Annotated in this window: 23 protein-coding genes and 1 pseudogene; 14 read left to right on the forward strand and 10 right to left on the reverse strand. The window is 54.3% G+C overall.

All coding sequences use genetic code 11. The annotated features are described in order from the left end of the window. Nucleotides 1–4: 4 nt before the first annotated feature. The 4 genes from Poly51_RS27850 to Poly51_RS27865 all read right to left on the reverse strand — a co-directional run bounded on the left by Poly51_RS27850 (nt 5) and on the right by Poly51_RS27865 (nt 3,397). Nucleotides 5–520: a hypothetical protein gene (locus Poly51_RS27850; RefSeq protein WP_146462252.1), complete on the reverse strand. Its 516-nt coding sequence runs from the start codon at nt 518–520 to the stop codon at nt 5–7. A 205-nt stretch (nt 521–725) separates the two neighbouring features. Beyond that, a complete protein-coding gene (locus tag Poly51_RS27855) occupies nt 726–1,616 on the reverse strand; it encodes a M28 family peptidase (RefSeq protein ID WP_146462253.1) in 891 nt (296 codons plus the stop codon). Next, a complete protein-coding gene (locus Poly51_RS27860; RefSeq protein ID WP_246114829.1) occupies nt 1,616–2,164 on the reverse strand; it encodes a phosphatase domain-containing putative toxin in 549 nt (182 codons plus the stop codon). Before Poly51_RS27860 ends, Poly51_RS27855 begins: the two co-directional genes overlap by 1 nt. Before the next feature lie 180 nt (nt 2,165–2,344). Further along, nucleotides 2,345–3,397 (reverse strand): DUF6896 domain-containing protein, encoded by a 1,053-nt coding sequence (locus Poly51_RS27865; RefSeq protein WP_146462255.1) that lies wholly within the window; start codon nt 3,395–3,397, stop codon nt 2,345–2,347. Nucleotides 3,398–3,589: 192 nt separating this feature from the next. Between Poly51_RS27865 and Poly51_RS27870 the strand changes: the two genes are divergently transcribed. Then, on the forward strand, nt 3,590–5,221 hold the full coding sequence (locus Poly51_RS27870) for a hypothetical protein (RefSeq protein ID WP_146462256.1): 1,632 nt from the start codon (nt 3,590–3,592) through the stop codon (nt 5,219–5,221). A 69-nt stretch (nt 5,222–5,290) separates the two neighbouring features. Continuing rightward, the gene (locus Poly51_RS27875; RefSeq protein WP_246114830.1) at nt 5,291–5,380 is read left to right on the forward strand and encodes a hypothetical protein; all 90 of its coding nucleotides are present in this window, start codon (nt 5,291–5,293) and stop codon (nt 5,378–5,380) included. A gap of 27 nt (nt 5,381–5,407) precedes the next feature. Here Poly51_RS27875 and Poly51_RS27880 read toward each other — a convergent pair whose 3' ends face one another. Both Poly51_RS27880 and Poly51_RS27885 read right to left on the reverse strand, forming a co-directional pair. Then, nucleotides 5,408–6,571: a hypothetical protein gene (locus Poly51_RS27880; protein WP_146462257.1), complete on the reverse strand. Its 1,164-nt coding sequence runs from the start codon at nt 6,569–6,571 to the stop codon at nt 5,408–5,410. Between the two features lie 84 nt (nt 6,572–6,655). After that, nucleotides 6,656–6,820 (reverse strand): Lacal_2735 family protein, encoded by a 165-nt coding sequence (locus Poly51_RS27885; RefSeq protein WP_146462258.1) that lies wholly within the window; start codon nt 6,818–6,820, stop codon nt 6,656–6,658. A gap of 157 nt (nt 6,821–6,977) precedes the next feature. On the opposite strand from Poly51_RS27885, the gene Poly51_RS27890 reads away from it, so the two are divergent. The 7 genes and pseudogenes from Poly51_RS27890 (at nt 6,978) to Poly51_RS30770 (ending at nt 11,376) form a co-directional block, all read left to right on the forward strand. Continuing rightward, nucleotides 6,978–7,595 carry an SOUL family heme-binding protein gene (locus Poly51_RS27890; protein ID WP_246114831.1) on the forward strand — a complete coding sequence of 206 codons (618 nt, stop codon included), beginning with the start codon at nt 6,978–6,980 and terminating at the stop codon, nt 7,593–7,595. A 105-nt stretch (nt 7,596–7,700) separates the two neighbouring features. Next, a pseudogene (locus Poly51_RS27895) lies at nt 7,701–8,048 on the forward strand (thiol-disulfide oxidoreductase DCC family protein); the annotation flags it as partial. A 485-nt stretch (nt 8,049–8,533) separates the two neighbouring features. Further along, on the forward strand, nt 8,534–8,638 hold the full coding sequence (locus Poly51_RS27900) for a thiamine-binding protein (RefSeq protein ID WP_246114832.1): 105 nt from the start codon (nt 8,534–8,536) through the stop codon (nt 8,636–8,638). 193 nt (nt 8,639–8,831) lie between these two features. After that, complete coding sequence (locus Poly51_RS27905) at nt 8,832–10,016, forward strand: phospholipase D-like domain-containing protein (RefSeq protein ID WP_146462260.1); 1,185 nt, start codon at nt 8,832–8,834, stop codon at nt 10,014–10,016. 176 nt (nt 10,017–10,192) lie between these two features. After that, nucleotides 10,193–10,603, forward strand: a complete 411-nt coding sequence (locus Poly51_RS27910) for a helix-turn-helix domain-containing protein (protein ID WP_186775862.1) — start codon at nt 10,193–10,195, stop codon at nt 10,601–10,603. Between the two features lie 24 nt (nt 10,604–10,627). Continuing rightward, complete coding sequence (locus Poly51_RS27915) at nt 10,628–10,927, forward strand: DDE-type integrase/transposase/recombinase (protein ID WP_146462262.1); 300 nt, start codon at nt 10,628–10,630, stop codon at nt 10,925–10,927. Nucleotides 10,928–11,193: 266 nt separating this feature from the next. Continuing rightward, nucleotides 11,194–11,376 carry a hypothetical protein gene (locus Poly51_RS30770; protein WP_186775863.1) on the forward strand — a complete coding sequence of 61 codons (183 nt, stop codon included), beginning with the start codon at nt 11,194–11,196 and terminating at the stop codon, nt 11,374–11,376. Nucleotides 11,377–11,577: 201 nt separating this feature from the next. On the opposite strand, the gene Poly51_RS27920 is transcribed toward Poly51_RS30770, so the two are convergent. Next, complete coding sequence (locus tag Poly51_RS27920) at nt 11,578–11,898, reverse strand: GxxExxY protein (protein ID WP_146462263.1); 321 nt, start codon at nt 11,896–11,898, stop codon at nt 11,578–11,580. Between the two features lie 159 nt (nt 11,899–12,057). Between Poly51_RS27920 and Poly51_RS27925 the strand changes: the two genes are divergently transcribed. The 5 genes from Poly51_RS27925 to Poly51_RS27945 all read left to right on the forward strand — a co-directional run bounded on the left by Poly51_RS27925 (nt 12,058) and on the right by Poly51_RS27945 (nt 20,648). Then, on the forward strand, nt 12,058–12,762 hold the full coding sequence (locus tag Poly51_RS27925) for a hypothetical protein (RefSeq protein WP_146462264.1): 705 nt from the start codon (nt 12,058–12,060) through the stop codon (nt 12,760–12,762). Nucleotides 12,763–12,842: 80 nt separating this feature from the next. Continuing rightward, nucleotides 12,843–14,036, forward strand: coding sequence for a peroxiredoxin family protein (locus tag Poly51_RS27930; RefSeq protein WP_246114833.1), 1,194 nt, complete (start codon nt 12,843–12,845; stop codon nt 14,034–14,036). 106 nt (nt 14,037–14,142) lie between these two features. Beyond that, a complete protein-coding gene (locus Poly51_RS27935) occupies nt 14,143–15,990 on the forward strand; it encodes a YHYH protein (protein ID WP_146462265.1) in 1,848 nt (615 codons plus the stop codon). Between the two features lie 51 nt (nt 15,991–16,041). Then, a complete protein-coding gene (locus Poly51_RS27940; protein ID WP_146462266.1) occupies nt 16,042–17,472 on the forward strand; it encodes an efflux RND transporter periplasmic adaptor subunit in 1,431 nt (476 codons plus the stop codon). Then, nucleotides 17,469–20,648: an efflux RND transporter permease subunit gene (locus Poly51_RS27945; protein WP_146462267.1), complete on the forward strand. Its 3,180-nt coding sequence runs from the start codon at nt 17,469–17,471 to the stop codon at nt 20,646–20,648. Before Poly51_RS27940 ends, Poly51_RS27945 begins: the two co-directional genes overlap by 4 nt. A gap of 78 nt (nt 20,649–20,726) precedes the next feature. Here Poly51_RS27945 and Poly51_RS27950 read toward each other — a convergent pair whose 3' ends face one another. The 3 genes from Poly51_RS27950 to Poly51_RS30775 all read right to left on the reverse strand — a co-directional run bounded on the left by Poly51_RS27950 (nt 20,727) and on the right by Poly51_RS30775 (nt 23,889). Beyond that, nucleotides 20,727–21,707, reverse strand: a complete 981-nt coding sequence (locus tag Poly51_RS27950; protein ID WP_222435938.1) for a hypothetical protein — start codon at nt 21,705–21,707, stop codon at nt 20,727–20,729. A gap of 171 nt (nt 21,708–21,878) precedes the next feature. Further along, entirely contained in the window at nt 21,879–23,636 is a 1,758-nt protein-coding gene (locus Poly51_RS27955) for an arylsulfatase (protein WP_246114834.1), read from the reverse strand. Next, nucleotides 23,596–23,889 (reverse strand): hypothetical protein, encoded by a 294-nt coding sequence (locus Poly51_RS30775; RefSeq protein WP_186775864.1) that lies wholly within the window; start codon nt 23,887–23,889, stop codon nt 23,596–23,598. The genes Poly51_RS27955 and Poly51_RS30775 overlap by 41 nt, the downstream gene beginning before the upstream one ends. Nucleotides 23,890–24,027 lie beyond the last annotated feature (138 nt).

Below are 24,027 nucleotides of genomic sequence, written 5' to 3' on the forward strand. Positions count from 1 at the left end.
ATTCTTACCGTTTGGTCGTGGACGAAAAACCAATTCTCGATTCCGGAATCTTCAACCACATGTCGTCGTTGGCGGTGAATCCCATCGAATTGCGGGAGGTCGGTTCTGCGACCTCCACAATGTCCGTTTCAAAGCCCCAGCGACGAAAGTCATCGGCAACGTCCCGTGCTTGTTCTCGCAGGTCATAAGTGTCCCACAATGCCCAATGGAGCGGCAGTTGCACTTCGATGACCCTGGCATGTCGATCGACTTGCCGACGATTGCTGTTGAAGGCACTTTCCTCCGCCGCACGTTGACTTTCGTAAAGGTACTCCGCGATCACTTCGCCATCCAAACAGCAGGTTCGGACGATGTAGTAGTATTCGATGGCCGCAACGTGAAGCTGGTAGTTGTGGTTATCTGGCCGCGGCGGCAGCTCGACGTTCTGAACAAAATCGGGATCGGCCGCTGGGCATTCCACCGTCGGGGACGCCAGCATTCCAACTGCGATAACAACGACTGCGAAACGAGGGTACTTCATAGCTTGGATTCCTGCAAAACGAGAGAGAGCGACGGGAGGTTTCTACCGTCAAATAGCCTGCAAACCTTCACATCTTTCACGTGTTACACAGAAACTCTAGAAAACCTAAACCCACGTCGACATCGATCACAGCCGCCTCGCAAGCAAGATGAAGAACAGACTCGAATTGAGTCGCTTCGTCGGTACACCCATGATGATCTGGTGGCTAACCAAGCAGTCGCCGCATGGCCGACGCGACACCGAGGGTGACCTCGGTCATGCGGGGGTAGTCGAGCGTCTCGGGGGTGTCGGTGGCTTGGTGGTAGTTTGGATTGCGGAGGTAGCTGGTGTCGGTCAGCATCAGGGCGGGATAGCCCTGATCCCAGAACGAACTGTTGTCACTGAGCCGGATCTCGTTGATCTTTTCGGGCAGGCAGATCGAGAACAACGGCATCCGGCGGGTGCCGCGTTTGAAGCCGCGGCGGAATTGCCAGTTGAGTTTCCATGACGGCATGTTGCCGACGGCGGCAAGGAAGTTGCCGCGTTGGGGAAAGAACCGGTGCAGCCATTTGGGGATCGCCGGCGGGATGGCTTGCGAGCCTTTGTGCAGTGAGTAGTAGCCGACCATTTCAAGACACAGCATACCGACGATCTTGTCGCTCCGCCTACGTGATTGCCGGGCGTGGTGCTGGCTGCCCATCGCGTCGACGTTGAAGTACGGCGGTTCTTCGCAGGCGAACGCTACGTAGCGGGCGGTTCGTTTACCGGTGTGGTCGCGAAGCAACCGGCTGACTTCCAACATCACGGCGACCGCCGACGCGTTGTCGTCCGCGCCAGGCGTTGAAAAGACGGTGTCGTAGTGAGCACCGAGCAACACAATCTTGTCGGCTCGTTTGCTTCCGGGTTGCTCGACGATCAGGTTCGTCGCTTCGTCACCGATCGCGTCGTAGCACTCGCGTTCGATCGAGTACCCCATCTCGGACCATTGGCCTTCGATGTAGCCGATCGTTGCCGTGATCGTTTTGGGTTTCTGCAAAGTGCGAACGCCGATCAATCCCGCAAGTCGATCAACATGCAGGCGAAGGTTCGCTTCGATTTGATCGCGGTCGGGATTCATTAGATTTGCTCCAAGATCAATCGTTGTGCTTTGTTCAATTCCACACCGGGACGGACGGCTTGAATCATCGCGATCGCATCCGCCGCCGTTTTTGCCTCACCGGACACAATCAACACGGCCGCAGCAACCAGGCCCGTTCTTCCGTGTCCTTGGGCGCAGTGAATCAGGACCGGCTTCGGCATTTTGATGATTTCGTCTGCCAATTCACGGATCTCATTCGATGTCGATCCCGTTCCGTCAAGCATCGGATGGCAAAGGTAGGATTGAAGGCTCCATCGGTCTTTGGGTTCCGTGAACTCGCAGGTCAAGTCGACTACCGACGCAATGCCCTCCGGCAATTCATGCTCAAGCAAACGGCGCGACAACACTAGCTCGTCGTTCAACGCGTTGGCCTTCGGTTCACGCGACAGCAACCGAACGACGTGCCACACCACCGAAACGTACAGAACATAGGGCAGCACTAACAACGTCCCAAGCCGCGAACGACGCCCACCAAAACGCTTGCCAAAGACGCCCGGTGCCGAGAACAGATACGCGGCAGCAACCACCCCAAACGAAAACGCGGGATAAAAGAGCAGCCAGGCCCACGTCCCACCACGGAAGGTCAATGATGGCTAAAACTGCAGCCATCTCGATCCGGTTGTTCGGAATGTCTGATCGCAGGGATCGACGAATCAAGTCCATCGCGAACGGTAAATTCATCTCCATCGCAAACATCGCCGCTTCGCTCAGTTCGATTCGATTGAGCCGCCCGAATTCTTATTTCCAGTCTTTTCTTGGTTTAGCTGGACAAGCATCTTTAACGCAGTGATCCAAATGTGCGGTGAAGGAAGTTCACCATTTGGATCAACCCGATGGATGATATTCTTTAACTGTGTACTCCACCGATCCGCAAGTGACTTTCGTCCGACGATCTTGAGCGCCGACGACAAGACTCCCGACGACGGCATTTCTAATGCACTTCCGAGGCAAATATCAAGATTGGGTGCATTCAGATCAGCAAGCAACATCAGAGCATCAGCCGACCGTCGGTCAGTGAGAAATCGTCGCTGTAGGTCGTCGTTCTTTTCCGTAAAACACGCATCGGATCGGTCCGCGTAGTCTAGTTCAATCGCAGACAGCCCTGGCCAATCGGACATTGCCGCCGCGGCTAAATGTCGAGTGCCTGGATCGCTCCAGTGGAACTCAATTTGGTCGAGCAGATTACATAGATCTTCCCAAGGAATGGCTAGGCGAAACGATGCACCGTACTTTCCCGCTTCAAGAATGCCTCGCTCGAGCAGCTCATCAATCCCGATGTTGACCGTACTGGGGGAGGGATACAATTCGTTGATTCGTTTCTCAACGAACGTGGGGCGTCGCAACGAGTCCAGATACTTGACGAAGAAAAAGCGGCCGATCCAGTCTGCCGTCTCATCGTGAAAGTCAACATCGATCTCTTCGCCGGTAACGCGATGGGTCATGCAACAGCCACGGCCATGGAATCGATACCGCCAGTTGGTGTCGCCAGGAACCAGCCCGACGCGTGGCCTGTCCGGATGCCCTAAAGCACCCGCTTTGGCCATCGTTTCCGGATCGCCATCGAGTCTTGCCTGCATATTCTCCAAAACAAATTGCTGGCGTCCGCGGTGCCGAATCAAACACAAAAGAAGCCACCCTTCCCACGGCGACAGCCCAATGGGGGAGTCGATCAAAGTTTGCAGCCGGAAGTTTGCGTGTCCACCACTCGTCAACACTAGGTTCAAGCGACGCACCAGTGTTTGGTCAATGTTCAAATGCACGAGAGGAATAAGTCATGTTCAATAGAAGTTGGATTGCTGTTTCGCCAAACCGTCTGGTGATCATGATACGCTGAACGTGATCACGCCGCTGGCGTTCAACTTTTCTTTGCGGTTGCGTAAAAGCCTCTCACCAGTTCGTCTAAGCAGAAATCGTGATTGTTCCGCAACTGTCAATCTGAGAAAAATCAACCAATGCCCATCGAGCTAAAGTTTTATGTTTCCTACCGCGCTTTGCTGATGTTTGCGGCAATAGCGATTTTCGACGCCTCACTTGTGACAGCGCAACAAGACGCGCGGCCGAAGATGCACCCAAGCGAGATACAATTTCATCGCCAAGCCGTCAGGCGGATGGTCTTTGACCCAAGTCAAGCGATTCCGCTTTCGACTCTCGATCCATCGAAAGTCGTTTCATTCGACTTGATGCACCCGGAATTGAGCCAGGCCAAAGAAAAGGTCAATTGCAGCATCGATGGCGGAGCGTTAACGATTGCCTCGACGGACAAAGCGGCCGAGTCATTCCGCTGGTTCGGCGGTTTCAATCCCTTTGCTACCTACGAGGTCACGATTGGCTCATTCACCGGAACGGGCTCTACCGGCCTCTCGTTCCAGGATTCCGAAAAACCGAATTCGCTTAGCGCGGATGTAATGTTTGCCGACGGTAAGCCAGTCGCAATAACATGGCATGTCGTCCGCGACTCACTCGAAGTGGATCGTGTACGTTGGCAATGGCCAGCGGAACTTGATGACTTGAGCGCGCCGTTCGTACTTCGCGCGCAGTTCTCAGCCGTGGGTGTGAACGTGTTCGTTGAATCCGAGGGACGCTCACTCCTCGTTGGTTACGCTGATTTTGCTCAGCATTTCGATTTGCGAAAACAGTCGCGTTTCACTCGCTTTCAATCCGGAATCTCGAGCCAACTTCAACCGAAATCCTATGTGGAAATTCTAGGTGCCGCTGGAGTTCTGTCTCCCGGTTCGGGACAGGCGGATCTTCGAGCGATCACGGACGAGAACGGTGTTCCTCTGTTAGAGGACGGACGTATCTGGCTGACCATCACCCTCCGAGGTCGAGCGTTGCCGCATCCGACACAAGGTGTTTTCTCGTTGAACCCTTCGGTGTTCGATCTGCGATTCGAGGGCATGATAGTGTTCGACATGGGAGACGGTCGCTTGAGAAACGAATTGGCGTCACACTTGTTCCGCGATAGTGAGTCAGGTCAATGGCGTGGATGGACAACTGGCTTTAGCGCCTTCGGAAACGACGCCGACAAGGAAGCAAAGTCGATTCTTGCGGTCTGGTCATCGACGGATCCGCGACGTGGCTTCAGCGTCATGAAAGCAAAACCTGTCGGAATCGAAGGTGCTCACGAAGACCCTCATTGCATCTACGATTCCGAAGTCAAGAAATGGCGTTTGCTCTTGTGTGAGCATGGAAAGAAATATCAAGCAGCGATGTGGGAAAGTGATCACTGGGACCACGGATTCGAGCGAATTGCAGGTCCAGTCGACGTGGATAGCACGGGAACGCTAATCCAAAAGTTCGGAGACACCCGATATGCACTGTTTGGTAGTGCCGACCGAAAGGTTTATGTGCGATCGTATCCCGACCTGCAACCCATCGGGGAGCTAAAGATGGACTTGCCACCATGGAAAAATGACCACGGTACGCGGATTTGGCCCAACGTGATTCCAATGCCCGAGGGCTATTCGGCTCCTTTCATTGCACTGATGATGGATCGAGCCAACTTCCCTGGCATGCCCAAGCCCAATTGGACTTACGGGGCCATGTATTTGTATCACGGCTATCCAATCCACTACGACGACTAATCAAAATCTAACACGATCACAACGACCATTGACCGAAACGTTTGATTCTCACTTTCGAAGCAGACTTCCATGGCTTGGCGAGACTGGTACGACGCCCTCGATAAACCGGCTTGGACTCCCGAACCGTCGACGATCCGCCTGATCTGGCAGATCCTCTAGCGGAACTCGTCAAAGATTTCGGCAGCCTCAATCTGTCGGCAGCATTACCCACAATTCGGGGCGACCTACGTTGCAATGCACCGCTCGAACCAACATTCCCATGCAGGCCCACGACACGAACAATGTCATGCGAGCGGCATGCCAGGCGATCGGAAACGTATTGGCTGATTCGATGCGTCGGTTATCCACACTCGGTACCGGATGGAAAATAGCTTCAATCAGAGTTGGCCGTTTCGGTTCATCATCCTGAAGACGATCAAGCGTCTGCACTGCTTTAAAAAGCGACTCCTGTGAAGCTCCCTGGTCGATCACCTTGCGGTCAATCGCATAAGCAGCCTGGCGGCTAAGCGTTGGCAGCGTCAGTAGCCCTAGGAATGTCCAGAGCGTAAATCCCAGACATGTCATCGCAAGCTCGCCCACACTGGTCACGCCAGCACCCGGCAACTTTGCCGCCAGGACGAATCCGATAACCACCCACGTGAAGGCGAGCAACAATCCGCGATTACGACTTCCACTCCGGATCGCTTCTAAACGACGCGCGATCATGACCGACAACTGCTCAGGCGTCAGTTTCGCGAGTGAGGCTGCCGGCACGACGATCGATTCGATCCCCGGCAAACCCACGACGCCACCGGTGAAACCGCTGTCCTCATGACCAACTACCAAAATCGGTCGGGACTTCCATCCCCATCGCAAAGTCTGTCCGAGTGCCGCCGCAACCGCAGGCTCCCCATCCGCTTGAACGCCGAAACTTTCCGGTAACGATGCAGTAAGCTGAGCGATTTGCAATTGAAACGCGACGTGAAAAACACCAATTCCAAGAACCGCCAAAGCCGCGCCGGCCAGTCCAAGCCATCGTCCCATCGCCAGGATGAGAAAACTCGCCAGTACGAATAACGACGCCTGGACAATCACACCGCGGAACCAACCACTCAAAAATGCTCCGAAAGTGATCGTATTTGGCCTCGAACGATTGGGTAGCAGGAATCCGCCCAGAAAGTCCAGCGGCGCCATCACCGAAATCAAAAAAACGATGGCCGCCAACAGTCCTCGAATATCTTCCCCGCTCCACGACTGATTGCGGGGCAGCAACTCCAGCGGCAACCCCGACGTGAGCAAGTAAGTGCTGATGACCACGATTGACCCGACACCGGAAATGCCAAGCCACAAACGAGAACGTGCGTAAGTCATTGCTGCCACTCCAATCAAACGCTAGGAACCGTAACGAAACGCTAAGACCCGTCGAGGGCCGACGCCGCTAGCTGGTATGCACAGCTACGACTTCTTTTCTAACTCGTCGAGTTGTTTGCCGATCTCTTCCGCCTCGGCCCGTTTGAAATCACTCTTCTTGCGATTGACCGTCGACAGATCAAACGATTCCTGCATCAACTGGTTGTATCTTTCCTGCAATTTCTCTTTGCTATTTCCCGATCCAAACATCTCGGCTTTCTCCGTGGCTGTGAACTTGTGTTAATGGTTAGATTGTGGACGGCCGTCAACAGGAAGCCATTTCAGGAGCCTTCGTCCGAGACAAAGCGGACACCTAGCCGCTTCACTACAATCACGAGTTAAGAAATTCTCAGAGGGTGATCGTGTGATGCGTAAAAAAATGTTGTACTTCGCGAGCGTCGCCGTTTTGGTCGCGATCGGAGTGTTTGTGCTCAACAAGACGACGCGAGCCGGCTATGAATCAGCCGAATACAAAGTCGTCGAATCCGATGGAAACTTTGAAGTCCGTGAATACCCCGACCTGATGCTGGTCGCAACGACCACCAAAATCGACGCCCAAGGTCGTGACGGCAGTTTCATGAAACTGTTCCGCTACATCTCGGGTGCGAACGAGGCTGAGCAAAAGATTTCTATGACGACGCCAGTATTCATGGAGAACGGCAAAGCCGACTCTGCAGTCCAGATGGGATTCGTGATGCCGAAGGAGGTCGCCGTCGAAGGCGTACCATCGCCCACCGGTCCAGACGTCGACGTCCGCAAACGAGCCGGCGGCCGTTTCGCGGTCCTCCGATTCTCCGGCCGACTCAACGCCAAGCTCGCTAAGGAATCCGAATCCAAGCTCCGAGCCTGGATGGAATCGAAGAGCCTCGTCGCCGACAACTCAACTGAGTCCAGCGGCGTCGAATCCGCATCCTACGATCCACCCTTCACACCCGGCCCACTGCGTCGAAACGAAGTGTTGATAAGATTGAAGGAGAAAGGCTGAAGGATGAACAGCGTAGCTCCATCGATTCACTCTCCTCTCGGCAGGGTCGAGCGAAGCGAGGGGAGGGTTTCACAATCATAATACCGCGTCGAGGTCTTCTACGACGGCGAGTGCCCACTTTGCCTACGGGAAATCAAGCTGCTGCGTTTTCTCGATCGCAAAACCCGCATTCAATTCACCAACATCGCGGCGCCCGAATTCAGCGCTGCCGAGTACGAAAAGACGCCCACCCAATTCATGGACGAAATCCACGGTCGACTTCCTGACGGCCAATGGATCATCGGCGTCGAAGTCTTCCGCCAGCTCTACGCCGCCGTTGGCCTCGGCCTGCTCGTCTGGCCAACCCGCCTCCCCGGCGTCTCACACGCCCTCAACTTCGGCTACCAAATCTTCGCCAAAAACCGTCTCCGCCTCACCGGCCGCTGTACGAAAGAGACTTGTGAAGTCGGCTGAGGCTCTGCAGATCATTGACGACAATGCGAACCGAGCGGAACGTAGCAAGTCTAACCTCATCCTTCGTGTAAGCACGCGTGGAGAAAATGATGAGCAGTGTAGAAGAAGATCGCTACGGATTTATTGCTCAATTCCGAGGGTCAAACGAAGGCGAACTAATCTCCGCTTTCAATTCCCAGGTTGACATCAATGCCTGGGTTGCCGCTCGATCGCACTACCTGTCCGCTCTGCGAGTGGAGATGTTAAGCAGGGATTTCGCTTTCAGCGAGATTGCTGACGAAGGAGGCCTCAAGCACAAGAGGCGAGTTCGACAGGTTGGGAAACTTCCCGAACACGTCGATGGCTAAAATCCCATTGAGCATCATCCATTACGCACGAGGAACACTGATCGAACACTAATCTATGAGCCAGTACCGAAAAACGATTAGCAACTGATTAGCGTTGATCAGTGTTCCCGGAATCCCCAGCTTGTCTGCCTACACACGATGGGCGCGCCGCGAATCTCCACGAGTATCAAAGTTGGAACTCGCACGGATCGCGAGCAGTCGATGCAGGACAAGATCGATAGCGTTACCGAGACGCAAATGTAGGATGCCTTGCAAACCAGCTACGATTTCGTCGACCGGTGGAGCGAAATCGAAGTGTTCAATCTTGGCAGGTTGAAATCGAACGAGAGCATGCGGCTTAGGGCCTCGAAGTTGCCGCCAATTTTGCCCCACCTATGACACAAGGGCAGTGTCGATATCTTACGAACCCTAGATAAGCTACAAACGGAGACCATCTTTGCTCAAACCCGCTCGGTCCGTGGGGGCAATCATTGAAGCTTCCTCGGCGACGGATTTCACTGCGCTGTGGGATCGTGACGCAGAATGGAATCGGCGGATCGAGATGATCGCAGCTTCGCGTTCTTTCTTGCACCTATCGACGCTCTACGTGGAATGGGACGAAATTGGGCGTGAGGCTTTGTCCGAATTGCTTAAAGCGCAGCAACGCGGCGTCGCGACCATCCTCCTGATCGATCGCTTCGGCCAGCGACTTGGCGGCTACCTCATGACCAGGACCGATCGAGCTCGGCTGCGCGAAAAGCTGAATGAACTCAGAAAAGCGGGTGGCCAAGTGGTGATGTATTCACCCAAGCATGTGATCGATCGGTATGTGGGGTGCGGACATCACATCAAGATTCAGCTTTCCGATGAGGGTGAAGCGATCTTCGGAAGCAGCAACCTCTCGCGAAGCTCGTTCAAAGAATGGAATGAATTCTCCGTAGCGCTGCGTGGCCCCATCGTGGACGTGTTGGCGCGAAACTTCAATGCGTTGCTTGGATCATCGATTCCAGCACCCCCCCTTTTGCCAAGCAAGCAATCCTTGCCCTCACAAAACATCCCGATGGACTATTGGTCCTATAACCCAACTGAAGACCCGGGTCGCTGGGGTGCTTTCCATCGCCGCCAGACCAACCCACTCACCGCGATGTTCGCCGACAAGATCCGCCACGCTCAACACACCATCCGGCTTACCAGTTTTTACTATAAGCCGGCCCGCGTGATCGTCGAAGCGCTCAAAGAGGCCACCTCGCGCGGTGTGACGGTAGACATTTTTCACTCCAATGCTTCGTCGCTCAATACGCCACTGCCCTGGTTGGCTGCTGCGACCGGCTATGCATCTCTTGTCCGACAGGGTGCCAACATCTACGAGAATCAACACGGTGAACACTCCAAAATCATTTTGATCGACGACGAATGGACGGCATTTGGAAGTTACAACTTTGAAGATGCGGCCGACAGTCGCTGGGCAGAAGCGATGCTCACGACGGAGGACCCAGCGATTCTGGCTGTCGTACGAGCTATCTTCCAGGGCCTTGCTTCTGATCCGGACAATGATCTCGTGACAGCAGAAGGGGTCAACCAATGGCCTCTGTTGCAGCGTGTCTCCACCAATCTCATTCGCCCAATCAAGGGCTGGTTTTGAAGTGCCGCTGTTTTAGCTTGCCTTAACGTCCTGCTGCGTTTCATCAATCGTCAGGTTGTCAGTTTGCGCTCAAAGTACCGGTGATTAACGCCTCAAACGGTAACAGTTGATCCCGCACCCCGGTCCCGCGTCCGATGGTGGGTTTTCGCATTCGAAAACCTACCGACGAGGGCCTCATGGCGAATCAACTGGCGATGGACAAGTCCCTTGCGATCAACAACTTACGCGATGCCGGTTACTCCCAGAGGCGGATCGCGAAGACTCTCCGTGTCTCTCGCGGGACTGTGCGACGGCATTTGGCCCGCAGAAATTCAAACAATACCAAGGCGCCAACGGATCCGAGCGATTTGGCGCCAACCGGGTCTGGTGATTCAAACGGTACCACAGCGCCAACCGGGTCCGGCCCGCCTGATGCGACTGAGTTGTCGGCCGGTGGCAACAGCCAGCGTGAGCCGTTTCGCGACATCATCGTCGAGAAATGCCAAGCCGGTTTGTCCGCTCGCCGCATCCATCAAGACCTCGGCGCAGATCACGGATCGGATGTCAGTTACTGGTTGGTCAACCGGTTCGTTAGAGCACTCGGTTGAACCACCGAACTTCCGTTTCGGCGGATGGAAGTACTTCCCGGCGAAGAGTTGCAAGTCGACTTCGGCACCGGTGCGAAGATCCGAAACCCCGATGGAACTCACAGGCGGACGCACGTCTTCCGTGCCGTCCTGAGCCGCTCGCGAAAGGGCTACAGCGAAGCCGTCGTTCGGCAGGACACTGAGAGTTTCATTCGGGCTTTGGAGAATTGCTTTTGGGCGATCGGCGGCGTGCCTCAAAGAGTCATATTCGATAACGCCAAGTGCGCCGTCAAAACGCCCGATTGGCACGACCCTGAACTCAATCCTAAGTTGGTCGATTTCTGAAAGCACTATGGGTGTGCATTCGTGCCAACGCGAGTGCGATAGCGTCGCGGCTTGCCGTCCCCTCCGAGCAACGCAAACCGGCGCGGCCGAAGGCGATGCGACCATGACGAATACTCGCGGCGTGCATACGAGCGAAGCTGAAGGCAGACGGAAAGCTCGTTGTCTTCACCACAAACCATGGCGGTGGAACCGATGGTTCAGCTGACGCGACACTCTATCTTTGGGGAACGCAGATCAGCGACGAGGTATTCGCCGAAAAGATCGAATTGATCAATTGCGGAAGCGCCATAGTGATGATGGAGCAATGTTACAGCGGTGGGATGCTTGGTGAACTGCAAACGGTCTACAGTCAAAAAGACATCAAGGCAAGCCTCATGTCTGCGGCGAAGTTTGAGGTGTCGTGGGCTGCAGATACAGAAGGAGAGGGTGCGATCCGCCTGATGCGCTGATCGAATCGCACATCACGCGGTTTCCAGATTGATAAGGTCGTCGACAGCCGGTTTTGATAGTAGCCATTTCTCATAAACGGCCTCCCAGACTCCGCTGAGCAGACCTTTGACATCCATGAGGCTTCCTTTCCTGCGGTGTTAGTGTGGTAACCAACATTTTGCAGGAGGAAGCCTCTTTTCATGAATATCAATCCGGTCCGATCAAAGGCGCACTACGCGGATCGCACCCAGTCGAAGGTATGTCAGTAGCTGTTTCTTATGGACGGGATGGATGGCTTCCACTGATTTCAATTCGACAATGACTAAACCCTCCACGATTAGATCGGCTTCAAAACCTTTCTCAAACTCCAACTCATCCCAAACGATTGGCACGCCCACTTTGGGTAACACGACCAATCCGCGTTTCCTCAATTCGTAGACCATGACTTCTTGATAAACCGACTCCAACAACCCCGGCCCGAGACCAACATGAACATGATACGCCACGTCTACAATCACTTTCGCCACTTCATTCTCAGTCATCTTTCACTCCTGCATACTTTCTTGTCATTCGAGAACCGAACCATTTCGTATAGGGATTATATTCTCACGCAAAGACGCCAAGGCGCAAAGTGTCTTGCACGCAGTCTTTCTTCCTTTGCGTCTTGGCGTCTTGGCGTGAGCCTCCTCGTTGCAGTGTCAATGTTGTGTTGTCCCGCAACCGGTCAATCACCCCGCAAACCCCGCATCGAAGACACAATCAAGGCGAACGTCTACGCGGACAACTCGTTCAAGCTGTACATCAATGGCGAACTGGTTGCCGTCGATTCGATCGCGTTTGTGCCTCACAACGTAGTGTCAGTCGATGTATTGCCTGCGTATCCGATGACCATTGCGGTGATGGGTATCGATAACGCCGATCCTAAAACTGGAATGGAGTATGCCAATACCAACATTGGCGACGGCGGCTTTATTCTGAAATTCAGCGACGGCACCGTGACCAACGCGTCATGGAAAGCGAAGAAGTTCTCGTGGGGGCCGATTGATGGCGACATGAAGAACCCTCGCGTCGAGAGTATTCCAGTTCCTGACGATTGGTTCGCCGTCGAGTTTGACGACAGCAAGTGGCCCAACGCCAAAGAATACACCGAGGAAGAAGTTGGACCAAAGGAGCCGTTCTTTGAGCATGACTTCACGGGAGCGAAGTTCATTTGGTCCGATGATGTGAAGCTGGACAACTTGGTCTTGTTCCGAACCTTCGTGAAATCACCGCCCGATGGAAAAGAACGCCCCGACTTTCGTGGATTAACGGACGTCGTGCCACAAGGTGGCGGTGGCGGACGACAAGGCGGTGGTGGTGGTCGACAAGGGGGCGGTGGAAACGGTTCACAGAAGCCACCTCGATAGATGACACGTTCAAGCTCGCAATAGCCAGTCGACAAAGTTTGCGGCGTTCTAGTTCGACTCGTTCACAATAGAAACCAACCATGAAACTTTCACCGTTCTTATTGCCAATCGTTCTGATTGCGGTTTTGACAGGCAACTGTCTAACTGCTCAGGATCGTGACGCAAGCAGCGCGACCGCTCCGCGATACGGCAGTAAACCAAGTGGTGGCGTTTTGCGCGATGTGCCTTTGCCTGACCTGAATGCGTATTCTGCCAACGGCAAGAAATTAAAGCTCCGTGAACTCTGTGGCAAGAAGTACACCGTGTTGGTTGCTGGCTGTCTGACATGTCCCCAATTTCATCGAGGTTACCCCGAGATCGAAGCCGCTAGTCAAGACTATTCGCCGAAAGGTGTCCAATTCTTCTACTTCTACAAATCGCTGAGGCATCCCGAACTGAACGGCTATGTCGAAGCACAAAACGATTCTGAACGACTGTTGCAACTCGCCGAAGCGAAGAAGAAGTTAGGCACCGAAGTGCCGTGGATTGCTGACACGATCAACAATGATATTCGCGACGGGTTGAATTCGGCAAACAATTCGATGTTTCTGATTTCTCCCGAAGGCAATATCGTTTACGCCTCGGACCATTTGAACGGACCCAGCCTTCGCGACGCACTTGGTAAGTTCGTTGGCAAGATCGACAATCCAACACTTGCCAGCGATCTCGACTTGCCGCAACTCGCGCGGCAGCGGCAACCTGAAAATGTCGATACGGACACACGAGTTGCGAGGCCTGAAGGGTTAGTCATTCTTGCGATTGCCCCGAAGAGTCCGGACGAAACCTACTACGTCAAACTACGAGCAGAAGCGGACGCAGATTTGCTAAAGACGGGCACCGGACGACTTTTCCTGGGGTTCTACCCCGATCCGATTCATGGCGTTCATTGGAACAATCTGACCGAACCCATGAAGTACTCATTGATCTTGCCATCGGGCGTGAAGGCAACGCCCACCGAAGCGAGTGCCAAGAAAGGTTCGGGCGACAAGGACGTAGAACCTCGTCAGTTCTGGGTCGATATCGAAGGTGATTCGCCGGGATCTTCCATCGAGCTTTCGATGCACTACTTCGGCTGCACCGACACGATGTGCAAGGCACTGACTCAAGAGTACACGGTCCAATTCAAGCCAGCGGATATGGGTTCGAGTACGTTCGGTTTCAACCGTGGTCCAAGAGGCGCTGGTGGCGGTCAAGGAAACCGGCAAGGCCAACGTGGTCCAGATAAAGGCCGCTGACGCAGCACACGCAAAGTCGCAAAGACAGACAACTCAACACGCACTTTGCGCCATCGCGAATTTGCGTCAGACAACTCGGTAACTAATCCATCTAGGAAATCAATCGATGAAATTTACGATCGCGATTACGGTCAGCTTGGCATTTGCGAATGTTGCGTTTGCTCACGAAGGCCATTCTCACGCACCTTCGCCTAAAGCAAAACAGAAAATCGTTCAGCTCAACACAGAGCCGCCGAAGCATCATTTCGTCGTGTTCCAAAACGCGCCGGAAGCAACCGCACCTGAGCTGGCCAAGCTGTTTCAACCATTCGAGAAAACCGTAAACGTTCGGTTCGACAAGGATTTCCTGTTTGTTGAATCCAATGGCATGCCAGAGCATCCGATGATGATCGGCATTACCGCTTGGCAACAACAAGTACCGTTGCCGCAGGTGTATTTCGGCGACAATGCTTATCGAATTCCGTTGCATCCGGTTCCAGCGAAGAATCCGATGTCAACGAAGGAGCATTTCTTTCGTGGGGCGATTGCTGTCGCGGTCAACGGCATACCGATCTTCAATCCGATCAAGAACGATGGCAAAACGGATACGTTGGCAGCGGGTGAACTTGACCAATGGGGTGGGCACTGTGGTCGAGCCGACGACTACCACTATCACATCGCTCCGGTTCATTTGGAGAAGATCGTTGGTGCGGGTAGCGCCGTGGCAATTGCTCTGGATGGCTATCCAATCTACGGCTACAACGACCCGAACGGACAGCCTCCCACGGACCTCGATTGGTTGAACGGCCACAAGGGTCCCGATGGCAAGTATCACTACCACGCAACAAAAACATTCCCTTATTTGAACGGGGGATTTTATGGCGAGGTTGTCGAAAGAGACGGGCAAGTTGATCCGCAGCCACGAGCTCGACCGTTGCGACCGTCACTGTCGGGACTCAGGGGTGCCAAGATCAACGGCTTTGAAAATCCAAAGCAGGGCAGCTATGTGTTGCTCTACGACGTCGATGGCGAAAAAAGGTCTATCAACTACACCGTCGCCGATAATGGATCAGCAACATTCCAGTTTGTGTCGCCGCAAGGTACGAAAACCGAAACGTATACACCGCGTGAAGGCGGTGGTGCCGGTGGAGGCGCCCGCAACGGAGCACCGTCTCCTGATGAGAAACGTCCGCCGCAAGGCGACCGACCTGCCAACCAGCCCAACGGTCCGCGTGGGGGCGACGGTGGCCAAGGTGGTCAGCGAGAAGGTGGCGGCGGGCGCCAAGGCGGCGGCGGGCAACAGCAAGGCGGCGGTCAGCGACAGGGCGGAGGAGGCAATCCGTTTCTTCAGGCTCTTGACGCCAACCGCGACGGAATCCTCGACAAAGCCGAGATACAGAACGCAACATCCGCACTTCTCACTCTCGATAAAAACAAAGACGGACAAATCTCCGGCGAAGAACTCCGTGGCCCCGGTGGTGGACAAGCCGATCGCGCAGAAGGTGATCGACCGCAAGAAAACCGCCAGCAAGGCGATCGGCCACAAGGAGGTCCGCGTGGAGGCGATCGTCCTGATCAAGCGGGCGGCCCAAACGCAGGTGGTCAGCGCGGACCACAACCCGGTGACGGTCCACGTCAACCTTGGATTCTCGTCCACGCCGATGAGATAGACCTCGACAAGAACAAGATCATCAGTCGCGACGAAATCGTCGGTGAAGCGACCAAGGCTTTCGATGGTTACGACGCCAACAAAGACGACACGCTGACCGATGCCGAATTGAACAGTCGCGGCGGATCACGCAGCGCCATGGGCGGCTTCTTGAAAGGGCACTCCAAAGAAATCGATCGAGACGGCGACGGCATCCTGACTCGCGCGGAAGCCGTCGGCAACGCCGAACGCATGTTCGCCAAGATGGATACCAACGGTGACGGCATTATCTCGCCCGAAGAAATGGAAGCCTCACGGCGAGAATAAACGAGCCGCCAATCACTTCGACACGATTGCATTGAGCGTTCCAGTTCCAACATGAATCGATTCCTTTCCAAAACACGATGGCTCACACACTACGTGCTGCCGACAATCATCCTTGTCGGCAGTGCCGTCGCGTTTTACGCCATGGGTTCGACGCCGGAAGTGCCTCGCAAGCCGAAGACTGCCATCAAGGCAACGGTTGTTGAAGTCGCCGAAATCCATGCACTCGATGGACCGCTAACCATCGAAACGACAGGCGAAGTGGTCCCTCATCGCGTGTTGTCGATCGCATCGGAAGTCCAAGGGCGAATCGTATTCAAGCACCCAAATCTTCGGATCGGCGAACAGGTTGACGCTGGTGAAACGCTGATAAAGATCGATCCGCAGCGATTCGCGTTGACTGTGCAGCGACTTGACATCACGGTGAATCAAGCCGCAACAACACTCAAACAGCTTCAGCAAGATAGGGCGAACCTAGCGGAGCAGGTAACGCTCGCTCGTAAGTCACATCAAATTTTGGTTGATGACCTTGAGCGAATCCTGAAACTCGTTCGATCGCAGGCGACATCAACTTCTGAGCGTAGTGCGACTGAGAAGTTGGAACTTGACGCGAGGCTGGTTATCGAGGAACTCGTTGGTCGCGGGCGCAGCTTGGAAATTCAAATCGCTGAGCAGGAACTGGCTAGGAAGCTGGCAATGGTTCAATTGGAAGAAGCGAAAATCGATCAAGTGGCCGCGGAAGTGAAGGTGCCGGTATCGGGGATCGTCGTAGCAGCTCCACAGGAAGAGTATGCAATGGTGCAGGCGGGCGATCCTCTTCTGTCGATCGAAGAATCGGGATGCCTCGAAGTCCACTGTCACTTGAAACTCGACGAAATGGCGTGGGTATGGGGTAGTCGGGCAACAGCTCCGGCTGATTCAGCAAAGAAATCTCTCGACGATGTCAAACGCATCACCCCGGTCGTTGCGGATGTAACGTACAACGCGGCGGGAACCAGTCATACGCTGCACGGTCGCCTCGTTCGTCAACACGGGGCGGGTCTCGACCCAGCGACAAGAACCATCGCGTGCCGTGTGCTTATCGATGGCAATGAAATCGAATCGGCGGCGGAGTGTCAGATTCCCTTGATGACGGGCATGTTTGTCAATGTACAAGTCATGTGTTTCCCCAATCGTCCGTTGCTTCAATTGCCCGAGCAAGGAATTCGCACGGACGGCTGCGTTTGGTTGATGCGTGACGGAAAGCTATGTATGGTTCCTGTCACGACCATTCAGTCTCGCGACGGCATGGCGATTGTGGAGGTTGAATCAAACAACATTCAACCACAGGACAAGGTAATCGTTTCGCCCGTCGCCAATGCGAAAGATGGACTGGCGGTACGAGAGCAAGGAGACAGGAATGTTAAAGCGAAGAAAATCCCGGTCGATGCAAGCCAGCCGACGACTGTCGGTCATGCCGGCACAGTCGGAGGCGATTTCCCATGAAATCGATCGTCCGATGGGCGGTCGATAACACGCCCGCTATCAATGTTGCGTTGATTGCACTGCTCGCCGCTGGAACGTGGTGCATGGCTTCGATGCAACGTGAGTTCTGGCCGTACTTTGTGCTCGATGAAATCGAAATCCGCGTGGCTTATCCCGGTGCCAGCCCCGAAGACATCGAAGAAGCCATTTGCGAAAAGATCGAAGCGGCAGTCGCTTCCATCTACGGCATCGATGAAATCAATGCGACCGCTTCGGAAGGTTCCGGCAGCGTTCGACTGGTTCTTAATTCAGGTGTCAGCCAGAGCGACGTGCAACAGATTCTGGGCGATGTGCGAGCGGCCGTGGATCAGATTCCCAGTTTTCCGTTGCTGGCAGAAGCTCCCGTCATTAGCCAGCGAATCCCAAGCTCCACCGCGATTCAAATAGGGCTCATCGGGCCAGACTCCGATTCGATCGAGTCGGCGATTGAACTGCGTCGAACTGCCGAGCGAGTTCGAGACGAATTGCTGCGGCTCGCCAGTATTTCGCAAGTCGAGCTACTCGGAGTACCAGAGTTTCAAATCGACGTCGAATTACGTGAAGAAACACTTCGGCAATATGGACTGACGTTGTCAGATGTTGCCCAGATCATTCGCGAAGAGAACGTCGAAATTCCCGGTGGAACGCTGCGAAGTGCGTCGCAGGAGATTCTGTTACGCGGTTCAAATCGCAGCAATATTGGTTCCGAGATTGCACGATTGCCGATCATTAACACCCCCGGCGGTTTGACGTTGCGGCTGAACGAACTTGGCACTGTGCGGGACGCCTTTTCGGATGCGACGGCCATCAGCCGCATCAACGGACATCCCGGAATCGCGATCTCAGTCAACACCACGCAAAGCGAAGACCTGCTGGAAGTGGGGCGAGACGTCTACGCGTATCTGGACAGTGCGAAGCTTCCCGACGGATATTCCATGGTGGCGTATCGCGACCGTAGCGACGACGTTCGTGATCGATTGTCCTTGATGATCAAGAACGGTTGGCAGGGATTGGTGCTGGTGTTTATTTTGCTCGCATTGTTCCTCGAAATGCGACTCGCGTTTTGGGTAGCAATGGGAATTCCGATCGCCGTCTGCGGAGCGGGTTTCGTGATGTACTTCACGGGCCAGACATTGAATCTGACTTCGCTGTTCGCATTCTTAATCGCTTTGGGAATCGTTGTTGATGATGCAATCGTTGTTGGAGAGAACATTTACGTGCATCGTTCGCTTGGCAAAGAATATCGTCAGGCAGCGATCGACGGCACGCTGGAAGTCATGCCATCGGTGGTCGTTTCCGTGAGCACGACCGTGATTGCGTTTTTGCCGCTGATGTTCGTGACCGGACAACTCGGGCGATTCACGACCGTGCTGCCAATTGCAGTGATCGCGATGCTGATTGTTTCCCTGGTGGAAAGCGTCACTGTGCTGCCATCGCATTTGGCTCACGAGAACAATCTGTTCTTGAAAATCATCGACTGGCTGCTGACACCGCTCCACTTCTTGGCCGTTGTGTTCGAGTCTCTCAATAAACGAGTTTCCGCCGTGCTGGATGCGTTCATTGAACGTGTCTATTTACCTATGTTGTCACGATCATTATCCAATCCCGCGTTGGTGATCGCTTCGGCGGTGGGACTGCTCGTGGTGTCCTCGGCGATTGTTCGCAGTGGGCGAGTTCCCTTCGTCGTACTACCACGAGTCGACTCCAACGTACTTTCCGTTCTGATTGCGTATCCCAATGGCACTCCGGCTTCGGTCACCGATAAAGCCACCAAGCGAATTGAGTCCGCACTTGCAGCGGTCAATCAGGAACTCGCCGAGCAAGGAATGAGCGATCGCGAAGACGGTGTCATCTATGCGATGCACCGCGCCGTTGGCTTTGGAGCGAGTGCGACGGGAGACGTTTCGTCCGGCAGTCATGTTGGCAGCGTCACCGTCTCGCTGATTGATTCGGGGATGAGAAAGGTTTCTTCCAAGGACATCATCAATCTGTGGCGGAAGCGAGCGGGTGAATTCCCAGGCACCGACGTCTTGGTCTTTGGCACTGGCCCTCAAGGCCCGGCAGCAGCCCCCATCGAAGTCACCTTGCTTGCCGGCAGCGATGACATTGCTGAACTACAAAATGCGGTCGCATTGACGTCGAGCCAGTTGGGCGAATACCCCGGCGTCTTCGACGTCACAGCAGGATCAAAGCCCGGCAAGTACGAGTACCGACTCAAGATCAAAGACCAAGCTCGTTCAATGGGCGTTTCATTGGCAGGTCTTTCGCAAACCGTGCGAGCCGCTTACTACGGCGACGAAGTCATGCGATTGCAGCGTGATCGACACGAAGTTGAACTTCGCGTCCGCTATCCCAGCGACCAGCGAGACTCATTGGCGGACTTTCGCCAGATTCGACATCGAACTGTCGACGGCCACGTTTTTCCGATCACGGAACTCGCCGACATCGAAGTCGCCAGAACTGATTCGCTGATCTATCGCACCGATCAGATGCGTGCCATCACCGTCTCCGCCGACATCGACGAAGAACAAGCCAATGCGATGAACATCGTCAACGATCTCAAGGAATCATTCGTCCCTCAGTTGGCCCAGCAGTTCCCCAACGTCAACGTGCGTTGGCGAGGACAGCAAGAGCAGGCAGATGAATCGAAGTGGAGCATTATCCTCGGCTTCGTTTTGGTCATTGGAGCGATGTATCTACTGCTAACGATCGAATTCAAATCCTACATTCAACCCATCCTTGTACTGTCCATCATCCCTTTTGGATTCATCGGAGCAATCGCCGGTCACCTTTGGATGCAACTGCCCCTGACGCTTTTCAGCATCTACGGCCTGATCGCACTCTCAGGCATCGTCGTCAATGATTCCATCGTGCTAATCGATTTCATCAACATGCGATTGAGAGATGGACTGTCAATTCAAAACGCCGTCCTCGACGCTGGTCGACGTCGATTTCGTCCCGTTATCCTGACTTCAATCACAACGATCGCCGGAGTGCTGCCCATTTTGTTGGAAACACAACGTCAGGCCCTCGTCCTGATACCCATGGCAACCAGCCTCGCGTTCGGTCTGATGTTTGCAACAGCAGTGGTACTGATCCTCGTACCAACATTTTTCTTCCTCATTCAACATTCCATCCGGATTGTTCCGGCCGCATGATTCATGCTTTTGAAAGTCGCTGGTTGACTTTCTTTTTCAATTGCCCCAGAGTGAATCGCACGCGAGCCATGCTGTGCATCACTTCGCAGGGACCGGCGTGGAGTCAGGGCACCAACCATCGATCCATTTCGTTAGTGTGACAAAATTGCCGTCCGGGTCGCCTGTGGCCAAGGTGTAGGCCATGCCAGCATCGGATGCGTCAAGCCCTGGCTGACCGTACATCTCCTGCGCCTTCCTGAATCGCTTGTCAACGAAATTCCAGGCATCGCAATCGACGGTCTTCATCCATGCGACGGCGGCCCATTGGTTCGCTTTCTTCGATCCGAAGTTTTCACTACCACCCTGAAGCGAGGTGTAGAAGTAGCCAATGCTATCGTCGAGAGCCAAGCAGTCTCGGAGAGTATGTCCGCATCCTTCGCCGAGCGAACTGCGAATCGTGTGAGTCGATACGTTGTTGACTCCCGAATGCGATACCAAAACGACGTTCTGCAACTTCTCGGGAACTTCCTTCTTTACTTGTTCGAGAGCGCGGTATGCGAGCTCATGCGGTCCCGCCTGGATCCAGTAGAACTTCTTACCGTTCCCGGTGCTCTTGATCACCTCAACCGCGTGGGCCACCGCGGCGTTCCATTGGCTGTCAACTTGACAATCAAAGAACTTGGTAACGTTGGTGTCGTACCCGAATTCGGTGGCAGCCCCCTCAACGCTCGCCTTGTGTTCGGTGGGTTTCGCCTCACGTCCCATCATGGGGCAATTGTTGTAGCTGAAGTGGACCAGCTGGTTCTTCCAACCTCGTTTGGCAAAGATGGCCAATGCCAAGGGAGTTGCCGCGATGTCATCTTCATCGACTCGGTTGCCGTCGGCGGAGTATCCGATCACGTCATCCGCATCGACGATTGGAACCGGCCCATTCGTTTCGTCTCGGTCTTGATTGGGATTCCTGGGATCGTACTGAGCAGTCCAATCGATCTCGCATTTTTGTGCTGAACATACGGAACTGCTTAAGAACAGCACCATTACTGCTATCACAACCATTGGCCATGCGAGCGTCTGTTTCATGCTGAACGCCCCAAAAAACTGCGTTGTGAATATTTGTCTTAGCATCTTTTATCCTTCGATCTACGCTGGTTGGTTGACTGTGATTGTCCGGCAGCGGAAGTGCAAACTAGCGAAACGGCAGTTTGACTGAACTCTCTTCGAGACAAGTTGCGTGTCAGGCGGCTCCCCTACTCATAGCCGCGTCACAACAACTTGATGCGGCCCCATCGATTTCTCTCCAAGAGTCAATTCAATCGACAGATTCACGTCTCCTTTTGGCAGTGAAAGCGTTGTCCGATGTCCGCGTTGCTGACCAGCGATGATTTCAAAATGGTCAACCAAGTTGCCAGCCGCCACGGTCGCGGTTCCGGCTGGATGTTGGTCGCTATCAAGAATGATCTCGAACTCGTATTTGCCCGAATCGGAAGCGTTCAAGAGCCAGTCACCGTTGGACTCTTTTGCCCATGCTTCGCCACTTGCGTGCCGCCAGTCTTGCCGCGTGAGCACTGTCGCAGTCTCGTGTTCCGTGCCAATCACAATTCGAGGCGGCGCAAAGTTGTCTTCGCGAGTGGAGCTGACATCAGCGAACCAAGCTTCGTAGGCCTTCGTGAGTCGATTGGTTATCTCGGGATGTACGGCGGCGACGTCGTGCAGCTGCCGAGGGTCTTTCTCGAGATTGTAAAGCTCAAGTTTTGCATCGCCCTTGATTCGCTCGTTTCCGAAACCGCTCGGATGAACCAACTTCCAAGGATCTTCGTGGATGGCGAAGTGATTCAGCGGTTGCGGCACGTTGCCCCGGTGAGCCTGGAAGACAACTTGCCGTGTCGGCCAATTGGCGTCTTCATCAGTCAGTAGCGATAGAAAACTCCGTCCGTCGATTTTGCCTGAAGTCGGGATGGGGACGTTACACGCATCAAGAATTGTCGGAAACACATCAATGTGCGCGCATAGCTTGCTTGAGGTTGCGCCCGGCTCTACCTTCAACGGCCAGTGAAATAGTAGCGGGGATCGAATGCCACCGTCGTCGACATGCGTCTTCATGCCTCGCATGTCACCGACGTATCGCATCGAGTTGGGGCCGTTGTCGTTCAGGTAGATGACGATCGTATTCTTGGTAATATCGAGTTCATCCAGCCTGGAAAACAGGCGAGCGACATTCTCGTCAATGTTCGTGATCATCGCCGCGATACGAGCGAGTTTGTCGAACTCTTCCTCACGACGCTTTTCGGGTAGCGGACTGACCAGCAGTGATGATAGATCGGTGTTCCTGTATTCTTCGTACAGCTTGTGCGGCACATCGTCGAAGGGACCGTGCGGCGCGTTGGTAGCGATGTAGGCGAAAAACGGATCGCCCGCTTCCGTGCTGCTGGAAATGAATTCCATTGCGGCGTCAAAGTAGATATCGGTGCAATATCCCTTCATCGGTACTTCCCGGCCGTTCTTAAACAAGACTGGATCCGTGTACTTCCCTTCGGCACCGATCGGGTCGGACGGTTGTCCAATTCCACCGCCACGATGGACCAAACTGTCTTGAAACCCTTGATCCATTGCTCGCATCGGGTAGTTGTCACCCATGTGCCACTTCCCATAGATACCGGTTTGGTACCCAGCGTCACGAAGGCATTCGGCCAACGTCACTTCGTCGGGATCCATCATTGCTCGTCCCAAGTAGGTGTCGACGCAGCGCGTACGATAGTTGTATCGCCCCGTCATCAGACTCGCGCGAGTCGGTGCGCAAACAGGACTGACATAAAACTTCGACAGGAAGCCGCTTCTCGCATGCATCGCATCGAGTGCGGGCGTCCGAATGACCTGATTTCCCATGAAGCCGTAGTCTCCCACGCCCTGATCGTCGCTCATAATGATGATGACGTTCGGTCGCTCCTCTACCGCCAGAGACGTGTCGGCGCTAACCAGCAGCATAGAAAGTGAGAGAAGTGCTAGCTTCATAATATTCATGCTTTTCAATCTCATTTTGGTCGTACGTATTCAGTGGCGTATCAGTCAAGCTATCGTAACTCGAGACGACCGCCGCCACGCAACTTTCCAATTCCATGCTCGTCGAAAAGACGCGTCCATGTTGATGCATGCGGAAACCGGCCACATGGATATCGCCGATCAAAATCGCGCAGAATAATCCGACCACCGTTCCGCTCGCGTCTTTGGCGTCAAAGATGGGGAGACTGGGAATCAAGATATCCAAGCCTGTGTTGAACGATGATGCCGGCCGCGCGGGGGTGCGATTGAGTGGAAAGCAATCGCCTTACAGGTCTCTCCCGTTGCCTTAGAAATTAGACAACAAACTCGGCGAACCCCTTCCGTTTCGTTCCATCCGACCGAC

This window comes from Rubripirellula tenax, assembly GCF_007860125.1.
GTDB lineage: Bacteria > Planctomycetota > Planctomycetia > Pirellulales > Pirellulaceae > Rubripirellula > Rubripirellula tenax.

Excerpts from the sequence above, each read along its gene's own strand:
- Poly51_RS27850 (WP_146462252.1), bottom strand. The coding sequence starts at position 520 with ATGAAGTACCCTCGTTTCGCAGTCGTTGTTATCGCAGTTGGAATGCTG.
- Poly51_RS27855 (WP_146462253.1), bottom strand. The coding sequence starts at position 1,616 with ATGAATCCCGACCGCGATCAAATCGAAGCGAACCTTCGCCTGCATGTT.
- Poly51_RS27870 (WP_146462256.1), top strand. The coding sequence starts at position 3,590 with ATGCCCATCGAGCTAAAGTTTTATGTTTCCTACCGCGCTTTGCTGATG.
- Poly51_RS27875 (WP_246114830.1), top strand. The coding sequence starts at position 5,291 with ATGGCTTGGCGAGACTGGTACGACGCCCTCGATAAACCGGCTTGGACT.
- Poly51_RS27880 (WP_146462257.1), bottom strand. The coding sequence starts at position 6,571 with ATGACTTACGCACGTTCTCGTTTGTGGCTTGGCATTTCCGGTGTCGGG.
- Poly51_RS27885 (WP_146462258.1), bottom strand. The coding sequence starts at position 6,820 with ATGTTTGGATCGGGAAATAGCAAAGAGAAATTGCAGGAAAGATACAAC.
- Poly51_RS27890 (WP_246114831.1), top strand. The coding sequence starts at position 6,978 with ATGCGTAAAAAAATGTTGTACTTCGCGAGCGTCGCCGTTTTGGTCGCG.
- Poly51_RS27900 (WP_246114832.1), top strand. The coding sequence starts at position 8,534 with ATGGGCGCGCCGCGAATCTCCACGAGTATCAAAGTTGGAACTCGCACG.
- Poly51_RS27910 (WP_186775862.1), top strand. The coding sequence starts at position 10,193 with ATGGCGAATCAACTGGCGATGGACAAGTCCCTTGCGATCAACAACTTA.
- Poly51_RS27915 (WP_146462262.1), top strand. The coding sequence starts at position 10,628 with ATGGAAGTACTTCCCGGCGAAGAGTTGCAAGTCGACTTCGGCACCGGT.
- Poly51_RS27920 (WP_146462263.1), bottom strand. The coding sequence starts at position 11,898 with ATGACTGAGAATGAAGTGGCGAAAGTGATTGTAGACGTGGCGTATCAT.
- Poly51_RS27925 (WP_146462264.1), top strand. The coding sequence starts at position 12,058 with ATGTTGTGTTGTCCCGCAACCGGTCAATCACCCCGCAAACCCCGCATC.
- Poly51_RS27930 (WP_246114833.1), top strand. The coding sequence starts at position 12,843 with ATGAAACTTTCACCGTTCTTATTGCCAATCGTTCTGATTGCGGTTTTG.
- Poly51_RS27935 (WP_146462265.1), top strand. The coding sequence starts at position 14,143 with ATGAAATTTACGATCGCGATTACGGTCAGCTTGGCATTTGCGAATGTT.
- Poly51_RS27940 (WP_146462266.1), top strand. The coding sequence starts at position 16,042 with ATGAATCGATTCCTTTCCAAAACACGATGGCTCACACACTACGTGCTG.
- Poly51_RS27945 (WP_146462267.1), top strand. The coding sequence starts at position 17,469 with ATGAAATCGATCGTCCGATGGGCGGTCGATAACACGCCCGCTATCAAT.
- Poly51_RS27950 (WP_222435938.1), bottom strand. The coding sequence starts at position 21,707 with ATGAAACAGACGCTCGCATGGCCAATGGTTGTGATAGCAGTAATGGTG.
- Poly51_RS27955 (WP_246114834.1), bottom strand. The coding sequence starts at position 23,636 with ATGAAGCTAGCACTTCTCTCACTTTCTATGCTGCTGGTTAGCGCCGAC.